This window comes from Methylobacterium komagatae, from assembly GCF_042661665.1.
Taxonomy (GTDB): Bacteria; Pseudomonadota; Alphaproteobacteria; order Rhizobiales; family Beijerinckiaceae; genus Methylobacterium; species Methylobacterium komagatae.
Window position 1 is genome coordinate 4,761,929 of sequence record NZ_JBHSWN010000001.1, and the last position, 21,162, is coordinate 4,783,090.

Sequence of the window (21,162 nt, forward strand, 5' to 3'; positions counted from 1 at the left end):
CACTCAGCAGGGAGGATTTGCAATGCCAAAACCAACTGAGGCAGACCCGCAACGCGTCAGCGACGGTTATCGCTGGATGCGAGCTGGTGCTCGGCGTCGTCTGCATGGTCATGATCGCCAACCTGCAATACGGCTGGACGTTCTTCGTCCCCGAGATCCAAAAGAAATTCGGTTTCGACCGCGCCGCGATCCAGTGGGCCTTCACCCTGTTCGTGCTGTTCGAGACTTGGTTGGTGCCGGTCGAGGGCTGGTTCGTGGACAAGTACGGCCCCAAGGTCGTCGTCCTGTTCGGCGGCATCCTGTGTGGTATCGGCTGGGTGATCAATGCCTACGCCGATACGCTCGGGATGTTCTACCTCGGCCAGATCATCGCCGGTATCGGCGCTGGTGGCGTCTACGGCACGTGCGTCGGCAATGCGCTGAAGTGGTTCCCGGACAAGCGCGGTCTGGCCTCTGGCATCACCGCCGCGGGCTTCGGGGCGGGCTCCGCCCTCACCGTCGCGCCGATCCAGTGGATGATCGCCGACCAGGGCTTCCAGTCCGCGTTCCTGTATTTCGGACTCGGCCAGGGCCTGATCGTCGCTGCGCTCGCCTTCTTCCTGGCATCCCCGAAGAGCGGTCAGATCCCTGAGGTGTCGAACAACGCCAACGTCATTCAGACGCGCCGCAACTACACGCCGGCCCAGGTGGTCCGTCAGCCGATCTTCTGGCTGATGTATGTCATGTTCGTCATGGTCGGTGCCGGTGGTCTCATGATCACGGCCAACCTGAAGCCGATCGCGGCCGACATCCACGTCGACAAGGTTCCGGTGACGCTGTTCGGCGTAACGATGGTGGCGATCACCTTCGCCGCCACGATCGACCGGGTGCTCAACGGCCTGACGCGTCCGTTCTTCGGCTGGGTCTCGGACCGGATCGGACGCGAGAACACCATGTTCATCGCCTTCGCGATGGAAGGCTTCGGCATCTACATGCTCTACCTGTGGGGCAGTGATCCGGTGTGGTTCGTGCTGCTGTCGGGCTTCGTGTTCTTCGCCTGGGGCGAGATCTACTCGCTGTTCCCGTCGACCTGCACGGATACGTTCGGCGCGAAGTTCGCGGCGACGAATGCGGGCCTGCTTTACACGGCCAAGGGAACGGCGGCATTGCTCGTGCCCTTCGCCAACTACCTGCAGCAGAGCTCCGGCAACTGGGACGGCGTGTTCCTGGCCGCAGCGGGAGCCAACATCCTGGCCTCGATCCTGGCGATCGCGGTGCTGAAGCCCTGGCGCAAGCGCGTCGTGGCCGAAGCGCAGCTCCCCGCTAAGGTCGCTCCGATCAGCCAGGTCGCGACGGCCTAAGCCGGGAGGCAAGCCTTACCGGAATGCGTGAAGGGCCCGGATGATTGTCCGGGCCCTTTGCGTATGATGAAGGAGCTCATCGACACCAGCGGAGGACCGACCGATGCCGCCGTTCGTTCAGAGTACCGACCTGCTCGGGCTCGGCTTTCTTCTCATCGCGCTCGCGGGGGCCGGCATTGCAGGTGCGAGCAAGGGCAAGCGCCCCGTGGAGGATCCGCGAGACTACCTCGCGGGGGGCTCGCTTCTGGTGGCCATCCTCGGGCTCGTCTTCGTGCTCGCCGAATAGCGGGTCGTGTGTTTGGGCAGCGAGGGCGAGCGTCCTGCCTCTCGCGCTGCGAGTGAGACCAGCGCGCACTTCTGCAACCGCGCGCGCAATAGCCGCCTATTCCCGGTCCTCACGACGTTCTAGGAATCTCAAAAGCGTAGCCATCGGAATCCTCGGACGGCGCCTTCCGTTTCTCGCGTGCGATGGGGCTCAGCGAATGACCGTCGTGACGGGGTCGGGAGGTCCCTGCCAAGCCGATCCGCCTGCTCCGGCCACGCTCGATGTGTTGCGCGCTCGCGGTGACGACAGAGGTACGACGTCGTGCGCGATCTTCTCGCCGTTCGAAGCCGGCACGAAGCGGCGCCCCTTCGTCGTCGCGCAGCTCGGCCAATCGCTGGACGGCCGGATCGCCACCCCGTCGGGGGATTCGAAATACATCAACCTGTGCCCGGCGCTGGATCACCTGCACCGCATCCGCGCCCGGGTTGATGCCGTCATCGTCGGCATCGGCACGGTGCTCGCGGATGATCCCCTGCTGACGGTCCGCCGGGTGGAAGGCGCGAACCCGGCCCGCATCGTCATCGATCCCTCTGGCCGGATCCCGCCGACGGCCCGCTGCCTCGCGGAGGACGGGGCGCGCAGGATCGTCGTCTGCCGGACGGACGCTTGGGTGCCGGATTCCGTGGAAGCCGTCCGGATGGGCGAGGACGAGATCTTCTGCCCCCGGGCGATCGTCGCCCGGCTCGGCTCGCTGGGCTTCGCCCGCCTTCTGGTCGAGGGCGGCGCCCGCACCGTCTCGGCCTTCATCGATGCCGGGGCCATCGACCGGCTCCATCTAATGGTCGCGCCGCTGCTCCTAGGCTCCGGGCGATCCGGCCTCGACCTTCGGCCGATCTCTGCCCTCAGCGAGGCCATGCGGCCGGTGACGACGACTTACCCGCTTGGCGCGGGCGAGGTTCTTTTCGATTGCGACTTGCGTCGCACTGTCGGGGAGGGACATCCGTCATGACGCAACCGGCTTCATATTCGGCCACGCAGAAGTTGCTCCATTGGGCAGTCGCCCTGATCATCGTGGAGCAGGTGATCGTGGCTCTGGCGATGACGAATGTCGGCCAGGGACCGCTGCAGAACCAACTCTACGAATGGCATAAATCCTTCGGCCTCGTCGTGCTCGCCCTGGTCCTGGCCCGCCTGCTGGTGCGCCTGTCGCGCGGGGCTCCGGCGCCGGAGGCCGGCATCCCGGCTTGGCAGCGACGGGCTGCGCGCGTTTCCCACGCGGCGCTCTACTTGCTGATCCTGATCGTCCCCATCCTCGGCTGGGCGGGAACCTCCGCCTGCTGCGCGCCGGTCAACCTGTTCTGGGGGCCATCGCTCACCCTGCCGATCACCGGCGGCATGCCGGTGGGCGGGGCGATCCTGAAGGTCCATGCCGCCGGGGCCTTCGCCCTCGTCGCCCTCGTCGCCTTGCACGTGGCGGCGGCCATCCACCATCACGTGGTCCGCCGCGACGGGACCCTACGGCGCATGCTCGCCGGGCACTGATCCCGGCACGGCCAGACAATCCCTGTGGCCGATGAGGGCCTTGGTGCCGGGCTTGCCCCGCGCGACGGCCCAGGCTGCCACGACATCGGCCGGCACTCGGCCCGTCTCGGCGACGGCCCCCGCCTTGCCGTCCTTGAGTTGTGCGATCAGATCGCTCTCGTCAGGCCCGAGCCGCCACGGGCTCGAGGCCGTTCGCACCCCGTAGCCTCGCTCGCGGAAAGCCGTTTCCAGCGCCGCCGTGGCGCCGGGACCGAGGGCCGCGCCGAACCCCTTGTCGCCCGCCTGATGCGCGAGGAAGGCGTCATGCATCGCCGTGTCGGCGGGGTGTGGTGGATGCCACGTCTCCGACCCGTCGTAGCTCAGGGTCGTATAGAAGAGTGCGCCCGAGGCCGCTGTCGCTTCGGCGAAGCGATCGATCCACCCTGCCGAAACGAGGTCGAACAGGGCGGCGGCGGTCACGAGGTCCGGTGCTGGATCGAGGATCCCGGCGGGGGCGGCGTTGAGATCGGCCGTTGCGAAGGCCACACGGATTCGCCGTTCGCCCTTCTCCATGACGAAATCCCCGCCGTCCTCCTCCGACCGGTCGGCCCAGGCAGCCAGCACCGTGCGGGCTACCGCCAGGAGGGCGGGATCGTTGTCGATGAGGGTCCACGTCTGATGCGGCCCGAGGGACGGCGCGAGGGCGCGCAGGTTCGATCCGGTGCCGCTGCCGAGATCGATGATGGTCTGCGCCCGATTCCCCGATGAGCGTGCCGCCAGGGCGGAGGCCAGCGCATCGACCAGGCCAGTGTCGCGGGCCCGGTGGTCGGCGGGCTCCCGCAGGGCAAGCCATTCGTGGCTGAAACCGGTCATGGCCGCACCTGCCTCAAGACTCGCGCCACGCAGCGCGCCGTGTCGGACCAGCGCGGGAGCCGTTGCCCGGCCTCCCAGGCCGCCTGGCCCGCCTTGGCCCGGCGGGTGGATCCGTTGATTAGGACGTGCAGGGCCTCGGCGAGAGCGGAGCCATCGCCCGGCGGCACCTTTAACCCGGCCGCATCCGGGACCGTATCGGCTGCCGCGCCGCCCGTGGTCGACACGACCGGAAGGCCCCTGGCCAGGGCCTCCGCCAGCGCCATCCCGTAGCCCTCGAACAGGGAGGGCGAGACCACGAGATCGGCCCCGTCGTAGAGGGCGTCGAGCCGGGTCGCCGAGACGGCCCCTGCCAGGGTGATCCGCGCATCGAGCCCCGCCTCCGCGATCACCCTGCGCAAGGCTGCGACATGGTCGGGCGCCCGGTCCAGCGCCCCCGCGATGGTCAGATCCCAGGGGAGATCCGGCAGGCGTTCCAGTGCGGCGACGAGGATGTCGAATCCCTTGCGCGGCGTCAGTGCCCCCACTGCCAGGAGACGCACGGGATGGCCGTTCCCGCCTCTCGCCCGCCGCGCCGGTTCGGTGCCCGGTTCCGCCACCGTGATCCGGTTCGCCGGGACGGCGAACTCGGCCGCGAGGAGATCACGGGTGAAGCGGCTCGTCGTCACCACGCGGGCCGCCAGCGCCAGCGCCGCCCGCTCCGTGCCGATCAGGCGGTTCGCCTCGTCGCGGCTCAGCCCCGCTTCGAGGCCGAGCGGATGATGCACCAGGGCCACGATCGGCCGCCTCCCGGCGGCGGCGATCACGGGCGTCGGCAGGGCTCCATAGGCGAGCCCGTCGATCAGCAGCACAGTCCCCTCCGGAGCCGAGGCGAGCCGCGTCGCGGTGTCCGCGAGGTCGGCGACGCCCGGATGCGGGAAGGCCGCCGACAGGGTGACCGGCGAGACGATTACTCCCGCCTCCGGCAGGCGGGCGTGGAGGTGCCGGGCATAGGCGTAGCCCCCGGTCGGCGTGTCGAGGTCCCCCGGAACGCAAAAGCAGGCCTCGATCACGCCTGGACCGGCCCCTCGAACCATGCCCGCGCGATGTGCGACTCGTGCAGCATCACGCGGATCCGCGCGATGCCCTCCCCGCCCGGTCCGAGACCGCCCGCCCGGGCCACGGCGGCCATCTCCCGGTGGATGTAGCCGCACAGATACTCGGTGGTGGTGTTGATGCCTTCGAATTGCGGCAGGGCGTCGAGGTTCTGGTAGGTGAGCGGTGCCAGGATGCGCTTCAGCGCCTCTCCGGCCCGGCCGATATCGACCACGACCCCCTCCTCCGTGAGCGTCGGCCGGTAGAAGGCGACATCGACCACGAAGGTGGCGCCGTGCAGCGCCTGAGCCGGGCCGAACAACTCCCCCGGAAGCTATGGGCGATCATGACGTGATCGCGGACCTCGATGGCGTACATGGTTCGGCTCCGGTGACGGCGTGGTCTGTCAGGATCGGTAGCGGACGGCCGTGCAGAGACCGGCGGCGTCTTGTGCGAGCAGCCGGGGCAGCGCCTCCGGCAGATCGGTGAAGGCGACCTCTTCGGTGATCAGCGCGTCGAGGCGCGGGTCGGTCAGGAGGTCGAGGGCCTTGCCCATCCGGCGTGCGTAGGTCCAGCGCGGGCGGCGGGAGGCCGAGACCTGCCCCACTTGGCTCGATACGAGGTTCAGGCGGCGCACGTGGAAGTCTTCCCCCAGCGGCACCGTCACGGCGCGCGTCCCGTACCAGCTCAGTTCCACCACGCGGCCTTCGTCGCCCGCGAGGGACAGAGCCTCGGCCAAGCCCTCCTGGCTTGCGCTTGCATGGAACACGATGTCTGCCGCGCCCCTCGTGGCGGCGCCGGGTTCTGCGAAGTCGGTGCCGAGATGCTGGGCGAGCGCGGCCCGCTCGGCCAGCCGGTCGATCACCGTGACCTCGCAGCCGACGATCCCGCCCGCGAGATAGGCCACGAGCAGGCCGACGACGCCCGCGCCGACGACCGCGATGCGGTCCCCCGGCCCGGCGCCCGAATCCCAGATCGCATTGAGCGCGGTCTCCATGTTCGCCGCCAGCACGGCCCGGCGCGGCGGGACGCCGGGAGGGATCGGATGAAGGCTGTCGGGGGAAGCGACGAAACGCTCCTGGTGCGGCTTCAGCGCGAACACGTAGGGCGAGGCCACCTCGCCTCGCGCCGCGATCAGGCCGACCGCGCAGTAGCCGTACTTGACCGGAAAGGAGAAACGGCCTTCCTGCGCCGGGGCGCGCATGCGCTCGTGGAGTGTGTCCGGGACGAGCCCGTGGAAGACGAGCCGTTCCGTTCCCCGGCTGAGGGCGGTCCACAGGGTCTCGACGACGACCTCGCCCGGGCCTGCGGGCGGCAGGACTTCGTGCCGCAACTCGGCGCAGCCGGCGGCCCTGTACCAGAGCGCCCTCGCCCGGTCCCCCTCCTCGACTCCGGTGCCGGACCCTTCAGAATGATGCACGTCGCCCGCCCGCCGCACAGGGTTCCGGAATTCGAGGAAAGTCTCCTTTCCACGACACCGGCGGGCCTTCAATCGGCGACGGTCCTTCGTCGACGCCGCTGGATCTTCTTCCTCCTGAATTTCTTGAGTTTCGCGGGCCTCCTCGGCCTCGTGGGCGCCGTGCTCGGCTCAGGGGGCTGGAAGCCGGTCGATCTCGTCCTGGTCGTCTGCTGCACCCTCATTCTGCCCTGGACGATCATGGGTGTCTGGAACGGGCTGATCGGCCTGTGGCTGATCGCGCGGGGTCCCGTCGGCCTCGCCGCCGCCGCGCCGTTCGCGTCGCCGATGGACGACCCGATCCGGATCGACACGGCCATCGTCATGCCCCTGCGCAACGAGGATCCGGGCCGGGCGCTGGCCCGTCTGCAGCGGGTGAAGGCGAGCCTCGACGCGACCGGATGGGGCAGCCGCTTCGCCTTTCACGTGCTGAGCGACAGCGACGATCCGGCGATCATCGCCGCCGAAGAGCGGGCGATGGCGGATTGGACCGCACGGGATCCCGAGGCCGGGGATCGGATCGCCTACCGGCGGCGGGCGAACAATGCGGGCTTCAAGGCCGGGAACCTTCAGGAATTCTGTCGGGAGACCGGGGAACGGTACGAAGCGATGCTGCCGCTAGACGCTGACAGCGCCATGGACGGATCGCGCATCCTCGACCTCGTGCGGATCATGCAGGCCCATCCGAGGATCGGCATCCTTCAGAGCCTCGTCGTCGGCACCGCGTCGGCCAGCCCCTTCGCCCGGATCTTCCAGTTCGGCATGCGCCAGGGCATGCGCCCCTACACGATGGGAGCCGCGTGGTGGTCGGGCGATTGCGGGCCATTCTGGGGTCACAATGCCCTCGTCCGCATCGCCCCCTTCGGCGCCTTCTGCCGTCTTCCCGTGCTCTCGCCGGGGCTGTTCGGCGGGCCGATCCTGTCCCACGACCAGATCGAGGCGGTGCTGATGCGTCGTGCGGGCTACGAGGTGCGGGTCCTGCCGACGGAGGGCGGGAGTTTCGAGGAGAACCCCCCGACGCTGCTCGACCATGTCGAGCGCGAAGCGCGCTGGTGCCTTGGCAACCTGCAATATGTCCGGCTGCTCGGCCTGCCAGGCATCGCGCCGACGAGCCGCTTCCGCTCGTGGCGGCGGTGATGATGTTCATGACCGCACCCGCGCTCACGCTCGCGCTGCTGCTGTCTCCGCTGGCGACGATGCAGGCGGGGGCGTCGTTCCCGGCAGGGCTTGCGGGCACCCTCTACCTTGCGTGGCTCGCGGGCTCGATGGCCCCGACGCTCGCGGGCTATGCCGAGATCCTCACCTCTGGATCGGCCGCGCACCGTTACGGTGGTCGCGCGCGCGTCGCCCTCGGCGCCGTGGTGGGCTCGTCTTCTCCTTCCTGCTCTTCCCAGTGCTCTGCGTCTGGCTGACGATCGCCATGTGTCGTGCCCTTTCGGGCCACCGGTCCGCTTGGAACCGGCAGGATCGGGACGGAGGGCGCGTCTCCCTCGCCCTGGCGTGGCGCCGTCTCTGGCCTTGTTTCGGGATCGGGATGGTGCCCGCCCTCCTTACGCTCTGGCTCAATCCGGCCGCGTTCCTGTGGAGCCTGCCTCTCCTGGCGGGCCTGCTCCTATGCGTCCCCTTCGCCGTGGCGACCAGCCTGCCGTCACTCGGTCGTGCAATGAAGCGGAGCGCCCTCTGCGCGACGCCCGAGGAACTCGTGACCGAGAGTCCCAACCGATAGCGGCGCTCAGCCTTCGACCGTCGCATGGGTGGCGAGGTAGTCGACGAAGGCGCGGATGCGCAGGGCCAGCCGGGCATGCCCGACATACAGGGCGTGGATCTCCTCCGTATCGCCGGGATTGAACGGTTCCAGAACCGGCACGAGGCGCCCTGCGGCAAGGTCGGCGGACACGTGAAACCGGCCGAACCGCGCGAGACCGGCGCCGCCCACCGCCATCAGGCGCACCACCTCGCCGGAATTTCCGAAGAAGTTGCCCTGGATCGGCCGCTGGCTCACCCCCGCACTTACGCGGAATGGCCAGGTGTCGATGGAGCGCCGGAAACTGAAGTTCAGGCAATTGTGCTCGGTGAGTTCGTCGGGATGCGTCGGCGTGCCGTGCGCGCCGAGATAGGCGGGCGAGGCGACCACCACCATCCGGCTGGATCCGAGGCGGCGTGCCCGCAATCGGGAATCGCGCAGCGGGCCGACGCGGATGGCGATATCGGCCGGGGTGACGGCGAGATCGATCACCTCGTCGGTCAGCGCGAGATCGACGCTCATCCGGGGATGCCTTGCGAGGAATTGCGGCAGAACCGGCAGGATCACATGGGTTCCGAACGGAACCGACGCGTTGACTCGGAGCCGGCCGCTCGGCTCGGCCGCATCGTCGGTAAGCCCACGCTCGACCGCTTCGAGATCCTCCATGAGTTGCGCGGCCCGGTCCCGATACGTCTCTCCCTCCGGTGTCAGGGTCAGTGCGCGGGTCGTCCGTCGCAGGAGAGCGACGCCCAATCGGGCCTCCAGACGGGCTACCGATCGGCTGAGTGCCGAGGGTGTCTGGCGCAGCGCCTTGGCCGCCGCTGCGAAGCTGCCGCACCGGACGACCTGAAGGAAGGCCTCCATCTCGCCGAGCCGATTATCCATCGGGCGTCCCATCCGTGATTCTGATGCACGAGTGACGTGATCTCCTGCGATCTATTCACGAAAAGCGGGCGGATCCATCTCCCTGCCAGCAACACGGAGGTCATCATGGATCTGCAACTCACAGGACGGCGGGCCCTCATCACGGGGGCGACTGCGGGAATCGGGCTGTCCATCGCCCAGCGTCTCGCCGCAGAGGGCGCCGACGTGCTGATCACGGGGCGCCAGCAAGCCAAGCTCGACGCGGCCGTTGCCACGATCCACGAAGCCGGGCGGGTGCGCGGGATCCTCGCCGACGCCGCGACGGCCGAGGGTGCAGCGACGCTCGCGAGACTGGTCCCCAAGGTCGACATCCTGGTCAACAATCTCGGGATCTACGAGGCCAAGGATTTCACGGACATCAGGGACGAGGATTGGCACCGGCTGTTCGAGGTGAACGTCGTGTCCGGCGCGCGCTTGGCGAAGACCTATTTCCCCGGCATGCGCGAACGAGGCTGGGGCCGGATCGTGTTCGTCTCGAGCGAATCGGGCCTCGTGCCGCCGCCGGACATGATCCACTATGCGGTGACGAAATCGGCTCAGCTGACCATCGCCCGCGGGTTGGCGCAGCTCACGAAGGGCAGCGCTGTGACCGTGAATACGGTGATGCCCGGCCCGACCCGCTCTGAGGGCATCGTCGATTTTCTGAAGAGCGTCGCCTCGCGGCCGGATCTCACGGCCGAGGAGTTGGAGGCCGAATTCTTCCGCGTTCACCGGCCTCTGTCGCTGATCCAGCGCATGATCGAGCCGCACGAGATCGCCGCGCTCGTCGCCTATCTCGCGAGTCCGCTGGCAGGGGCCACCAATGGCGCGGCGCTCCGCGTCGAGGGCGGCATCGTGCCGACCATCGCCTGACGTCGGACGAGGGCTGGTGTGGCCGGTGGCGACGAGGTTCAGTGCTCGCGCTTGCGGCCGGGTTCGACCATCGCGACCAGCACCTCGACTTCGCCCATGAATTTGAACACGGCGTCCTCGACCGCGCTCCTTCTCGGGTCGTCGGCCGGAAGCTTCGACAGCATCGCGGCGAGCGCATCCGGGAGCGCCTGCAAGGCCTCGGTGATCGACCTTCGCAGGACTGCAATCTGATGGTGCCGCGATCCAGGGTCTCCCCCGCGCCGACGAGGGCGGCGAGTTCGCCGGCCAAGCGTTGACCGGCCTCACCCTGAAGCACGACGGGCAGTCGGTGAACACAGCCCATGGCGTCGCCCTCAGCGTGCCAGGACGCGCGCGGCGCCCTTGGTCGTCTCGACGGCCTGGGACACGCTGCCGACCGCCTGGACGATCGCCCCGATGTTCTGCGCGATCGCCCCGACGGCCCCGGCGGCGTCCTGCATGTTCGCGGACATGTCCCGCGTGACCACGCTCTGCTGCTCGACGGATGCCGCCGTGCTCACCACGAGGTCCCGCATGGTCTCGACCGAGGCCAGGATCGTCTCCAGCGATCCGACCACCTGGGTCGACACCGCCTGGATGTTGCCGATCTCGCCCGCGATCTGATCGGTCGCGCGGGAGGCTTGGTTAGCGAGGTTCTTCACCTCCTGCGCCACGACGGCGAAGCCCCGGCCCGCTTCGCCCGCGCGCGCGGATTCGATCGTCGCGTTCAAGGCCAACAGGTTGATCTGGCTGGCGATGTTCTGAATCAGGCCGACGATGCCGCTCATGGCCGTCGCCGTTGCGCTCAGCCTCTGCGTCAACTCGCCCGCCGCCTGGGTCTGCAACTGGGCCTCGTCGCTGCTCGCCCGCGCCTTGCTCATGCTGGCGGCGATCTCATCGACGGAATGGGCGAGCTCCTCGGCGGCCGCCGCTACGGACTGGACGTTTTCGGACGTCTTGCCGGCCGCGAGCCGAGCCTCCTCGGATTCGCTGTTCGACAGGCCGACCGCCCGGTCGACCTCCGCGAAGTTCTTATCGATGAGTACCTTCAACTCGGTCAGCCGCTTCACGTCGTCGGTGACGTCGCTGGCGAACTTCACGATCTTGGCCACCTTGCCGTGGCGGTCGAGGATCGGGTTGTACGAGCCCTCGATCCAGACCGGTCGCCCGTCGCGGGCGATCCGCTTGAACTGGGCGGCCTGGTACTCGCCCTTGCGCAGCCGATCCCAGAAGGCGTTGTATTCCCCAGTCGCGCGGGCCTCCGGCTCGACGAAGATGCCATGGTGCCGACCCCTCACCTCGTCGAGCTCGTAGCCCATGAGATCGAGGAAATTCCTGTTGGCGGTGACGATCGTACCGTCGGGCTGAAATTCGATGACCGCCTCAGAACGGCTGATGGCGGCGATCTGCGACGAGTAGTCGAGGTTCAGGAGCCGCTCCTGCGCGTCCGCCCATTCCACGACGAAGCCGATGCGCCGACCGCCTTCGGAAAGGGGCGTCACCAGCAGATCGAACACCCGCTTGCCGACCCGGATGGTGGCCTCATGCGGCTTGTCGAGGGCAGCGAGCATGCGGCGCTGATGCGAAGGGTCCTTGTGGAAGATGTCGATGTTGCTGCCGATGAGCTTGGCGGCATCGAAGCGCGGCAATTCCGTTTTCAGGTCGGCCTCAGCCTCCTGCATGAAGTGCGTCAGCGCCGGATTCATGTACGTGATGTTCATGGCCGCGTCGGCGATCATGACATTGGTGCGTAGCGCAGCAAGGGCGGCGATCTCGCTCGATCTCCCGGCCGACTTGTTCTTCCAGCTCCACGTCATCCCACGCATCTCTGCCTCGAACGCTGCACCAAAGAGGGGAGCCGCCGATGGGTCAGGCGATTTCATTGGAAGCTCTGCTTGCTAATAGCTAGCGAGCGAACCTCTAACGATTTCTGAATTTCGTGGGTTTTCTAGGAAAAAAGGTGATCGATTTCGTATCTTGCCCATTAAACGACGCTTAACAATTTCTGAATATACCCCGGGCTCCCACGGAGCGGAGCCATGCACCTCATCGATCTCGTCCGTCATCTCGCCGATCCGCTTGAGGTCGGTGTGTTGGTCACCGACGCCGAACTCGGTCGCCCTGGACCCACGATCCTGTACGCGAATGACGCCTTCGCGCAGATGAGCGGGTACGAGGTGCGGGATGTCCTGGGCAGGACGCCCCGCATACTTCAGGGCGCGGGGACGAGCCGGGAGGGCGTGCGGCAGGTCCAGCGGGCGCTGCGGACGGAGGGCCGCTTCGTTGGACGGCTGCAAAACTATCGGATGACCGGCGAGCCCTACCTCTGCGAACTCGACATCCGGCCGATTCAAGGATTGGACGGGCATACGGAAGCCTACATCGCCTTCGAGCGCGAGGTGGTGCGCAGGCGGGGGCGGCCGACCGAGGGCGGCGCCGGACGCTACAAGGCCGTCGGCCTGCAGGAGGCTGGCATCATCCCGTTCCTCAAAACCCCCATGTTCGGATGACGGCAACGGGATGAGCGGCCTTGATGCCGGCCCCTCATCTTAGAGGAAGAAGATCGTATTTCTCTCATCGATTTGCCCAGAGCGGCTTGTAACATATGATTGTCTTATGAACTCTTGAACTATGGCTGAAGCTAAGGCTGTTTGTGCAGAAATCACCTAGCGAACTTAACCGGGCGCATACTTTCCTTCGTTAGGTGTCCGTCAAATCCACCTTTCGAACTTGTATGAGATGGCAAGCAGGGGCAGCACCACGGTTCGTCGCGGTCGGCGTGTCCTCGGCTGGTGGACCGAACTCGCCTCGTCCTTCGTCAGGCGCCGCCGGGGCGGTGTCGCTCTGACCTTCGCGCTCTCGTCGCCGGTTCTATTCGGCTTAGTGGGCGGCGGCATCGACTATGCGCGCCTGGTCGCCCGGCGCTCGCAATTGCAGAACGCCGTCGATGTCGGAGTTCTGGCAGGGGGCAACGCCCTGAAGCTCGCCTCGTCCAACGCGGCCTCGGTCAAGGGCGTGGTCGAGCAGATGATCGTCACCCACGCTCCGGCGCCGAGCGGGGGGCAGGTGATGATCACCGTCGATGTCGCGAGCGACAAGACCAGCGTGTTCGCCAAGGCGGTCGATACGGTCTCGCTCACCTTCGGCCGCTTCATCGGCATGAGCAACCAGACCGTCTCGGCGCAGGCCAAGGTCAGTATCGTGGGCAAGATGCGCCTGTGCATGCTCACCCTCGATCCGGCGGCTCCCGGCGCCTTCAACCTTCAGAAGAATGCGCAGGTCACCGCCTTCGGCTGTGCGCTCTATTCGGATTCGGCGAACGTGGCCGGAATGGTCGGCGGCGCCAGTGCCATGGCCCGGGCGGAGACGATCTGCTCGGTGGGAGGCTATTCCGGCATCCGCGCGAACTTTTCGCCACCACCTCAGACAGGATGTCCTGTGATCAAGGATCCCCTGCAGGGCAGGCCCGCGCCGCCGGTCGGCGCGTGCCTCACACTGCCCTACCCTTTCAACCTCTTGCCGCTCGGCCAGATGCCCGTCATCGATAAGGACGTGACGCTCGAGCCCGGCACCTATTGTGCGGGCCTCACGATCAAGAAAAACGCCGTGGCGACGATGAAGCCCGGCATTTACGTCTTCAAGGATGGGCCCCTCATCGTGAAGGACAATGCGACGCTGACAGGCGTCGATGTCGGGCTTTACTTCGCGGGCGACAAGGCCGGACTGCTCTTCGACAAGAAGACGACGATCAGCCTCGCGGCGCCGACGACCGGCGTGATGGCGGGGATGCTGATGTCCGAGCAGACTTTCGTCTGGAATCCGCTGGATCCGGCGATCGGGGTTGCCGACGACTTCACCGGTGCGCCCGTGTCTCCGACGCCTGCTCCTTTGGGGCAGACGAGTCCGATGCGAATTTATCGGATCATCAGCAACAATGCCCGGACGATGCTCGGCACGATTTATCTTCCGGCGGGCCGTCTCGTGATCGACGCCGACAAGCCGGTGGCGGATCAATCGGCCTACACGGTCGTCGTCGCGCGACAGGTCAACCTCTACGAGGGACCGAACCTGTACCTCAACGCCAATTACGAGGGCACGAGCGTGCCGGTGCCGAAGGGCGTGGGCCCTCTCGGAGGCAGGGTCGTGCTCTCGGAATGAGGGCGCTGAGCCCTCTTTAGCTAGGGCCGGTGCCGGATGTCGTGACGACGGGCAATGCCGACTTTCGTTGCTTTAAGCTCTGCTTGCTACCCGCCAACCACAATCTTCGTGAATAGCCTCGGCGATCTGAGTTTATTTCATTCACGTCGATCGCGGCGGATGCTTCGATGATAATCGTATTTTAGCGCGGCCAGACCAGAGTGAGGGCCGTATCCCGGATCACTCGATGATGACCAAGATTCCCTCCTCCCCCGCTCGCGGGCCGACCACGCAGAGGCAGGCCACCTGGGGTGGGACGTCGCGATCCGACCGGGAGGGATTTCTCTCCAACCACAATCTCGGTGTGAAGACTTCCGTCGATCGTCGCGCTCATCGGTGGGACGTCGTTGCGAACGTGATGATCGGTCTGGTGCTGTTCTCGGCCGTCGTAATCGGCTGTGCGGTGATCTGGCCGTCCTACCTGCATTGCCACCGCATGCAGCAGACGACGGGCCTTGTCGGCGGCCAGTCGCTGACGACCTGCACAATCCAGACATCGCTTTGGTGGCGCGTCCCTGCCTTCTAGGGAATTGTCCGCCTCAGTGCCTGGCTCGGGTCACGCCCTGGGCAGGGACGTCCCGTCCTGCCGCATCAGAGCCTCCGCATGGGCGCGCCACGCGTCGCGCTCGACCTGCACGGCTTCGATCAAAGCGTGCAGGTTGCCGGCATCGATGGCCGTTTCCACGAGCATGTCCTGAGCGGCGGCGAGCTGGTCGCGCAGCTCCGCGTTCTCGGTGGCCAAAGCCAGCAGCAGAGCAACCACGTCGTCGCCCATCTCTGCCCCGTTCGCCCAAGGAAGCGGCGCGTGTAGACGGGCCGGGGCCGCGTGGCAACACGGCTTCGCCGAGCCCGGTCCCGGCCGCGATTCCACCCCCGCTCCTTGTACAGAGAAGACCTGTCCCTGCCGCCGACATGGCGAATGGAAACAGACACGACGGGGCGCCCTCGGTAGAAACGCGGCATGGACCTTACGTCCGCGAGGTATCTGGACCGCGTGAAATCAATCAGTTAGATCGATTTCATGACTATTAACGAGGTCGACGCAGCTTTTCGGAGGATCTGGTCCGAATGCATGCCGGGATATCATTTTCGTGAGGACTCAACATTGCTTGAGGCGGGTGTCACCTCGCTCAAAGCAATGGAGATGTTCTTCAAGCTCGAGATGGCCCTCGGCATGAGTATAAACTTGGCCAAGATCGGCGCCACGAGCACGATCTCAGACGTGATCGAAAATCTGGCGGGCGGCGCCAAGCCCATTCCCGGCCCTGAGGCCTCTCGCCATACGCGCATCATCCTCTCCGGGCTGTTCGGTGAGGAGCTCACCTTCCTCGCCTTTCTCGACGACCTCCCGGACACGACCCGGTTTTCTTCGGAGCCGCTGCCTGGCATCGAGGCGGATTGCGAATTACAAACGGATATCGACGCCGTTGCTCGACATCTGGTGCAGCAGATCATGGAGCGGGGCGTACAGGGGGATCTGACCCTCGCGGGGGTGAGTTACGGAGCCGTCCTCGCTCACGAGATCGCCCGGAAACTGATGGAGCGGGGCCAGTCCGTCCGAACCCTGATCCTGATCGACCCTCTGCTCGCCCCCTCAAGGATCGCCCCGCTCAAGCGCGCGGCCGAACGAGCCCTGCGATCCGCCGGGCGTCGAACCGGGCCGATGGCGGGTGCGGGGACGCCGCGCGCCGTCGCGCCGGGCGAGAGGCTGGCGACACTGACGTTCTTTGGCCTGATGGGCGTCGGGGCCTACCGGCGCGCGCGCGACTTCATCATCGGAGCCTACGGGAGGCGCGATCCCGAATGGATCATCCAGCGGACGCGCGAGTATTTCGCGATTGCCCGCGGCAGGGCGATCCGGCGCTGGTCCGGCGGCGTCTGCGACGTGCCGACGACAATCATCGCGGGTACGGATTTCACCGCACAATCGTCCCTCGAACGTTGGCGCGCCCTGTGTCCCCATCTGACAGTAGAGCCTATCGAGGCGGATCACTTCTCCCTCTTCATGCCCGAGCATGTCCCGACGCTCCGGGCGCTGTTCCTTAAGGCCACGCATCGCGGCGCAGAGCTCGGTAGGGCCTAGGCGATGATGCGCGTGAGGATGTCCCGGCATCGCTGGGCGCGCCCGATCCCGGTGACCCTGGCCATGATCGGGGCCACCTATATCGACCGGATGCTGCGCTTCCTGCTCCTGACCATCACGGGTTGGGCGGCGGGCCCCTCGGGCCTCGGCGTGGCTCTCCTGGCCCTGCTGGTCACCGAACTGGTCCAGACCCTGACCGATCTCGGGTTCCATCGCAGCCTGCTTCAGGAGAAGCGGTTGCGCCGTGCCACCGTCGATACGGCCTTCACGCTGGCGGCCTGCAACGGCTTCGTCATCGCCGCCGTGATGCTCGCCTTCGCGAGCCCGCTGGCCTCCCTGATGGGCGAGCCGCGGATCGAGCCCCTGCTCCGGCTGCTCGCAATCGTTCCCGTCGTCACCGGTCTCGGGCAGGTGTCCGACGCGCTGCTTCAGCGGCGCAAGCGCTTCCGCCTCATCGCGGCCAGGACCGTCGCGACCGCCGTCGCAGCGTCCGGTGTCGGCTTCGGCGCGATTCGGCAGGGAAGCCCGGACTATGCCCTCGTCCTTTCGGCTCTCGTCCAGGCCTGCCTCGTCGGCGGCCTCTCATGGGTGTTGGCACCTTACCGTCCCCGGCCTCGTCCGAGCGGCGACGAATGGAAGAGGATCGGACCGCGGTCCTTCCGGCTCTGGATGAGCGGCATCGTCGGTTTCCTGAACAATCGCGGCTTCGACTTCATCGCCGGGCTCAGCCTCGGTCCGGCGGCGCTGGCGGCTTTGCGAATTGGCGGGCAGATCGTCCTGCTGCTGATCCAGGTGACGATCGGGCCGATACTGGCGGTCGCCTACGCAGTCTTGCCCCGGCTGCGCGGCCAGCCCGACCGGTTCAAGGCAGAATTGATGGTCGCCGCACTGTTGTGCTCGACCTTGCTCTTTCCGATCTTCGCAGGGTTGTTTGCCCTGGCCGATGTCGTTCTTCCGGCTGTGCTCGGCGAGAAGTGGAATTCGCTGGCCGCGATCCTCCCGTTCATGAGCTTGATCGCCCCCGCGCTCTACTACCATGTGATCATGTCCGCCGCCTTCTTCGGCAGTGATAGAAACGATCTCTTGCTCAAGATTTCGATCTTTGAGCTGATCGCGACAATCGTCGTCGGAGCGATCGGTAGCAATTTTGGGATCATCGGCATCGCTGCCGCCGGATCTTTGCGCGTCTATCTTCTGATACCGCTCACATGGCGGTGGATGTTGCGGGATGTGGCTCTTGATCCGAAAATTCTTGTTTTGATCGCCCTTCCGGCGTTGATTTCAACAGCCGTGATGCTGGCGGCGCTCATGATCATCAAGCCTGCCGTGATTGAAAGTTTTTCATCGTATTGGTGGCAGGCGACGATTATGTTCGTGGTCGGCGTAATTTCCTACGCCGCACTCATGTCTGCATTTGTATTCGTTGCAATCCACCATCATAAGATCGTAGCGACGATTTTTAAGGATGAATTGGCTGCGGATCTGTCAAATCTTCGCCAATCATTGACGCTAAAAATCAGAATGTTTAATGGAACTGATGTTCGTCAGAGGGGGACAACGTCTCCGTAGTTCAGAGGACGGGATGAGCACAGGCACCTTCGCCGAGGTGGCATGGCACCGGAACGCCATCGATTCCGTGAAGTATTTCGCGCTGTTGGTCGTCAGCCCGAAGCGGCGCCTCTTCAATGGATCGTGCTTCATCCTCGCCACCGAGGGCAACACGTTCCGCACCATGTACAACAAGTTCGCGGCTACGGCAGAAGGCCGTGATTTGCTGCAAAGCCAGCCGCAGAGCATCGGTCTGCTGGCGGATCGTGCCAAGCTGGCGAGCTGCCCCGAGGGATCGCTCGGGCGGCGTTATCTCGAATTCATGCAGAGGCACGCCTTCGACGAGGGCATCTACCTCAAGGTCAACGCCACGCTGAAGCGTCCCGGGGAAACCGGCGACAAGGCGTGGTTCCGCGAGCGCTGGAACTGCTGCCACGATCTGCGCCACGTCCTGACCGGCTACGGGCCGGACGAACTCGGCGAGATCTGCCTCCTCGCGTTCCGCTACGGCCAGACCGGCCATCTCGGCATCGGCGCTCTCGCGCTGCTCGGGCTGCTGCATCCGCGCCGCAACGGCGAGGTGCCCGCATGGCGTGCGGTACAAGAGGCGTATCGCCGGGGAAAGGCCTCGCGCCTGCTCGACCTTCTCCCCTGGGAGGGCCGCCTCAATCAGTCGCTTGCGGAGATCCGCGCGCAACTCGCGATCGCTCCGCCGCGCTTCTACGCCTTCCCCGAATTCACCCAGGACTACAGACAGCCGCTATGACCACCGCGCAGCCAGGGGGATCGCGTGATCGCCATGGTCGCCACGGCGTCCAATGGCCATCGCGCGTGCGACCGGCTTGAGACGAACGATCTCTGCCTGCTCGACACATTGGGCCCGCTCTCCTCCATGCACGCGGCGCTGGATGCGGCGGGCGTGGGCATGCCCTGCGGAATCATCGCGCGGTTCGAGGGCCACGGGATTGCCGAGGTCGAGGCCGCAATCCGGCGTGCCTCGCTCGACTATCCCCTGCTGTGTCGGCATCTGGCTTGGCGGGATGGACGCGTCTGGTCCGTGGGCGATGCTTCCCTATCGCCGCGACCCGCCTGCGACGCGGGCTTCTCGCTGGTCTTCAAGGTCGGGCCCGAGGGGCGGCCCTGGTCCTATGCGCTGGAGACGGTGGGAGAGGATGTCCTGTTCAAGGCCGTCTTCGCCCACGCCATCGCCGACGGCTACTCGATGCTCCATTTCGTCGGGAACCTGGCCCGGTATCTCAAGGGCTCGTCCCACGAACCCGCGCAGCCTACGCCCCGTCAGGCTTCGATGCCCCGGAGTTTCCACTCGTGGCTTCCGGGATTCCTGGCCCTTCAGTTTCGGGGCTTCTCGACCTCCGCGATCGAGGCGCATGGGCCGGGCATCACCGGGACGACAATACCCCTGCCCGAGGCGGCTCGACTCCTGAACGCGGCGCGTGTGGAGGGAGGCGGGTTCGGCAGCCTGTTGGCGGCGGCGGCGAGCCTCGCCATCGCGCGCACGAGCCCGGATCCCTTCGCCTCCCCCGTCCTCTTGAACCTTCAGGTTCTGCGCAGCCGTCTCGAGGCCCTCAACGGCTTCGGCTTCGGCGCCGGATCGATCATGATGCCGGTGCGGGTGACGGAGACGGACGATCCCTACGCCATGGCGAGGACGATCTCGGCCCGCGCGCGGCGCCTCGCCGACGAGGATTGGGACGGCAATCTCAACCGGCTGATCGGGCGTGACCCGCGCAGGCACCATGCGATGGCATGGCTCAAGCGACGGGAAACCTGCGATCCGGCGCTCACCGTCTCATGGAAATCGCGGCCGGCCTCCCTCGGTGGCCATTCCGGCGTGCGGGATGTCGCATGCTTCGCGGCATCCCGGGGAACGCACGTTTCGGCTCATCTCGATGATGACGGCTTGTCGATCAGCCTCACGAGCCGTTTGTCCGAGACGGCACGGGCCAACGCGCTCACGGCCCTGCTCCGCTCTCTGCATGTACAGGCCGAGGTCCGGTGCCTCCATGCCGGGGAGCCTCTGGACGATGCCGCCGGAATGGCCGGCACACCGCTGCCGAAGGCCCGCACCCTCCGGCCGTGGGGCGCGCGCCAAGCCCAGGACGCTCAGGTGGGCGCCGCACAGGCGGGCGGTCTTCCCCTCTCATCGGGCTCAGCCTGATTCAGGACATTCAGATGCGATCCGACACCTCCACTCCGGCCAGCGAACTTGCGTGGGAGAAGGGCGGCGCGAAGCCCCTCGATCATGCCGGGCCGGAGGAGCGGGCCTACGACGCCGCCTTGGCCGCCGCATTCCCGGACATCGGCGGCATTGCCGTGATCGAGACGGTAGCGGCCCGCTATCCGGATAAGATCGCGGTCGATGACGGCACGCGCTCGCTCACGTATCGCGTGTTCCTGCACAACGTGTACGCCCTGTGCCACCGGATCCTCGACGCGACGAAGCCGAGCGACGTGGTCGTGTCCGTCTGCGGCCACACCTGCGCATCGACCGTCATCATCATGGCGGTGGCCATGTCGGGCCGCATCCTGGTCCCGATCGACGCGGGTCATCCGATCGAGCGGCAGAAGGCCATCTTCGACCAATCCGGTGCGGCGCTCATCCTGCTCCCCGAGCAGGCGCCCCTCCCCGACCTCTACGCCGCGTCGGGTCTGCCGGTCGTCCGCGTCGAACTGAACGAGAAGGCTGACGCGCCGCGACCGGACCACCGCCACGATCCGGATGCGCCCCTCTTCGTCAGCTTCACGTCGGGAAGCACCGGGCGTCCCAAGGGCATCGTCAGCGGCGGTCGCTATGGCGGACAGGCGCTGCGGCAGTTCATCGACATGTTCCACGTCAATCAGGACGACGTGATTCTGGGGCTGGCGTCCCTCAGCACCGGTGGTAGCCGCGATGCGTTCGCCGCCCTCGGCACGGGCGCGAAGATCCGGCTTCTGGACGTCCATGGCGGGATCGCACAGCTCGTGCAGATCATCGCCCGCGAACAGGTCACGATCCTCAGCTTCGTGCCGTCCGCGTTGCGCATGATCCTGGCAATCGACGGCATCGAGCAGGCCTTCCGGTCGCTCCGCGTGCTCGACCTGCACGGAGAACGGATCCTGGCGAGCGACATCGTCCTGTTCCGGAAGAAGCTGCCCCCCACCTGCCATATCAGCGTCACCATGGGGTCGGTGGAAGCGGGCGCGGTGTTCAGCTGGTTCGTCGAGGACGGCAAGATCGAGGGCGAGACGGTCCCTGTCGGCTATCTCCTG

Annotated in this window: 21 protein-coding genes and 3 pseudogenes; 16 read left to right on the top strand and 8 right to left on the bottom strand. The window is 66.5% G+C overall.

Going from position 1 to position 21,162, the window contains the following annotated elements:
- Positions 1–22: 22 nt before the first annotated feature.
- The 4 genes and pseudogenes from oxlT to ACFQE0_RS23490 all read left to right on the top strand — a co-directional run bounded on the left by oxlT (position 23) and on the right by ACFQE0_RS23490 (position 3,147).
- Positions 23–1,340 (top strand): annotated as a pseudogene (gene oxlT / locus ACFQE0_RS23475) (oxalate/formate MFS antiporter).
- Positions 1,341–1,443: 103 nt separating this feature from the next.
- The gene (locus ACFQE0_RS23480; protein WP_378973918.1) at positions 1,444–1,626 is read left to right on the top strand and encodes a hypothetical protein; all 183 of its coding nucleotides are present in this window, start codon (positions 1,444–1,446) and stop codon (positions 1,624–1,626) included.
- A gap of 196 nt (positions 1,627–1,822) precedes the next feature.
- Positions 1,823–2,614 (top strand): RibD family protein, encoded by a 792-nt coding sequence (locus ACFQE0_RS23485; RefSeq protein ID WP_378973920.1) that lies wholly within the window; start codon positions 1,823–1,825, stop codon positions 2,612–2,614.
- On the top strand, positions 2,611–3,147 hold the full coding sequence (locus tag ACFQE0_RS23490; protein WP_378973923.1) for a cytochrome b: 537 nt from the start codon (positions 2,611–2,613) through the stop codon (positions 3,145–3,147). The genes ACFQE0_RS23485 and ACFQE0_RS23490 overlap by 4 nt, the downstream gene beginning before the upstream one ends.
- On the opposite strand, the gene ACFQE0_RS23495 is transcribed toward ACFQE0_RS23490, so the two are convergent.
- From ACFQE0_RS23495 to ACFQE0_RS23510, 4 genes and pseudogenes are all read right to left on the bottom strand, one after another.
- Positions 3,121–3,999 carry a class I SAM-dependent methyltransferase gene (locus tag ACFQE0_RS23495; RefSeq protein ID WP_378973926.1) on the bottom strand — a complete coding sequence of 293 codons (879 nt, stop codon included), beginning with the start codon at positions 3,997–3,999 and terminating at the stop codon, positions 3,121–3,123. The genes ACFQE0_RS23490 and ACFQE0_RS23495 overlap by 27 nt on opposite strands.
- The gene (locus ACFQE0_RS23500) at positions 3,996–5,048 is read right to left on the bottom strand and encodes a glycosyltransferase family 4 protein (RefSeq protein ID WP_378973928.1); all 1,053 of its coding nucleotides are present in this window, start codon (positions 5,046–5,048) and stop codon (positions 3,996–3,998) included. The genes ACFQE0_RS23495 and ACFQE0_RS23500 overlap by 4 nt, the downstream gene beginning before the upstream one ends.
- Positions 5,045–5,448, bottom strand: a pseudogene (locus tag ACFQE0_RS23505) (6-pyruvoyl trahydropterin synthase family protein). Before ACFQE0_RS23505 ends, ACFQE0_RS23500 begins: the two are co-directional and overlap by 4 nt.
- A gap of 28 nt (positions 5,449–5,476) precedes the next feature.
- Positions 5,477–6,403, bottom strand: coding sequence for a zinc-dependent alcohol dehydrogenase (locus ACFQE0_RS23510; RefSeq protein WP_378975656.1), 927 nt, complete (start codon positions 6,401–6,403; stop codon positions 5,477–5,479).
- Between the two features lie 78 nt (positions 6,404–6,481).
- Between ACFQE0_RS23510 and mdoH the strand changes: the two genes are divergently transcribed.
- Genes mdoH through ACFQE0_RS23525 form a run of 3 tightly spaced genes read left to right on the top strand, consistent with a single transcriptional unit; the run spans position 6,482 to position 8,252 of the window.
- Complete coding sequence (gene mdoH, locus ACFQE0_RS23515; RefSeq protein WP_378973931.1) at positions 6,482–7,663, top strand: glucans biosynthesis glucosyltransferase MdoH; 1,182 nt, start codon at positions 6,482–6,484, stop codon at positions 7,661–7,663.
- Positions 7,664–7,671: 8 nt separating this feature from the next.
- Positions 7,672–7,938, top strand: coding sequence for a hypothetical protein (locus ACFQE0_RS23520; RefSeq protein ID WP_378973933.1), 267 nt, complete (start codon positions 7,672–7,674; stop codon positions 7,936–7,938).
- A gap of 8 nt (positions 7,939–7,946) precedes the next feature.
- A complete protein-coding gene (locus ACFQE0_RS23525; RefSeq protein WP_378973936.1) occupies positions 7,947–8,252 on the top strand; it encodes a hypothetical protein in 306 nt (101 codons plus the stop codon).
- 6 nt (positions 8,253–8,258) lie between these two features.
- On the opposite strand, the gene ACFQE0_RS23530 is transcribed toward ACFQE0_RS23525, so the two are convergent.
- A complete protein-coding gene (locus tag ACFQE0_RS23530; protein WP_378973938.1) occupies positions 8,259–9,155 on the bottom strand; it encodes a LysR substrate-binding domain-containing protein in 897 nt (298 codons plus the stop codon).
- Positions 9,156–9,260: 105 nt separating this feature from the next.
- Here ACFQE0_RS23530 and ACFQE0_RS23535 point away from each other — a divergent pair, with 105 nt between their 5' ends.
- Positions 9,261–10,046 (top strand): SDR family NAD(P)-dependent oxidoreductase, encoded by a 786-nt coding sequence (locus ACFQE0_RS23535; protein ID WP_378973941.1) that lies wholly within the window; start codon positions 9,261–9,263, stop codon positions 10,044–10,046.
- 38 nt (positions 10,047–10,084) lie between these two features.
- On the opposite strand, the gene ACFQE0_RS23540 is transcribed toward ACFQE0_RS23535, so the two are convergent.
- Positions 10,085–10,240 (bottom strand): hypothetical protein, encoded by a 156-nt coding sequence (locus ACFQE0_RS23540; protein WP_378973943.1) that lies wholly within the window; start codon positions 10,238–10,240, stop codon positions 10,085–10,087.
- Positions 10,241–10,399: 159 nt separating this feature from the next.
- Positions 10,400–11,881: a methyl-accepting chemotaxis protein gene (locus ACFQE0_RS23545; RefSeq protein ID WP_378973945.1), complete on the bottom strand. Its 1,482-nt coding sequence runs from the start codon at positions 11,879–11,881 to the stop codon at positions 10,400–10,402.
- 222 nt (positions 11,882–12,103) lie between these two features.
- On the opposite strand from ACFQE0_RS23545, the gene ACFQE0_RS23550 reads away from it, so the two are divergent.
- From ACFQE0_RS23550 to ACFQE0_RS23560, 3 genes are all read left to right on the top strand, one after another.
- On the top strand, positions 12,104–12,574 hold the full coding sequence (locus ACFQE0_RS23550) for a PAS domain-containing protein (RefSeq protein ID WP_378973948.1): 471 nt from the start codon (positions 12,104–12,106) through the stop codon (positions 12,572–12,574).
- Positions 12,575–12,803: 229 nt separating this feature from the next.
- The gene (locus ACFQE0_RS23555) at positions 12,804–14,222 is read left to right on the top strand and encodes a TadE/TadG family type IV pilus assembly protein (protein ID WP_378973951.1); all 1,419 of its coding nucleotides are present in this window, start codon (positions 12,804–12,806) and stop codon (positions 14,220–14,222) included.
- Between the two features lie 226 nt (positions 14,223–14,448).
- The gene (locus tag ACFQE0_RS23560; RefSeq protein WP_378973953.1) at positions 14,449–14,787 is read left to right on the top strand and encodes a hypothetical protein; all 339 of its coding nucleotides are present in this window, start codon (positions 14,449–14,451) and stop codon (positions 14,785–14,787) included.
- A gap of 30 nt (positions 14,788–14,817) precedes the next feature.
- On the opposite strand, the gene ACFQE0_RS23565 is transcribed toward ACFQE0_RS23560, so the two are convergent.
- The gene (locus tag ACFQE0_RS23565; RefSeq protein ID WP_378973956.1) at positions 14,818–15,036 is read right to left on the bottom strand and encodes a hypothetical protein; all 219 of its coding nucleotides are present in this window, start codon (positions 15,034–15,036) and stop codon (positions 14,818–14,820) included.
- A gap of 330 nt (positions 15,037–15,366) precedes the next feature.
- Between ACFQE0_RS23565 and ACFQE0_RS23570 the strand changes: the two genes are divergently transcribed.
- The 5 genes and pseudogenes from ACFQE0_RS23570 to ACFQE0_RS23590 form a co-directional block, all read left to right on the top strand.
- On the top strand, positions 15,367–16,344 hold the full coding sequence (locus tag ACFQE0_RS23570) for a thioesterase domain-containing protein (protein ID WP_378973959.1): 978 nt from the start codon (positions 15,367–15,369) through the stop codon (positions 16,342–16,344).
- Positions 16,345–16,347: 3 nt separating this feature from the next.
- Positions 16,348–17,913: an oligosaccharide flippase family protein gene (locus tag ACFQE0_RS23575; protein WP_378973962.1), complete on the top strand. Its 1,566-nt coding sequence runs from the start codon at positions 16,348–16,350 to the stop codon at positions 17,911–17,913.
- Between the two features lie 13 nt (positions 17,914–17,926).
- On the top strand, positions 17,927–18,658 hold the full coding sequence (locus ACFQE0_RS23580; protein WP_378973964.1) for a Coq4 family protein: 732 nt from the start codon (positions 17,927–17,929) through the stop codon (positions 18,656–18,658).
- Between the two features lie 24 nt (positions 18,659–18,682).
- Entirely contained in the window at positions 18,683–20,071 is a 1,389-nt protein-coding gene (locus ACFQE0_RS23585; protein ID WP_378973967.1) for a hypothetical protein, read from the top strand.
- Between the two features lie 14 nt (positions 20,072–20,085).
- Positions 20,086–21,129: pseudogene (locus ACFQE0_RS23590) on the top strand (AMP-binding protein); the annotation flags it as partial.
- Between the last annotated feature and the right edge of the window lie 33 nt (positions 21,130–21,162).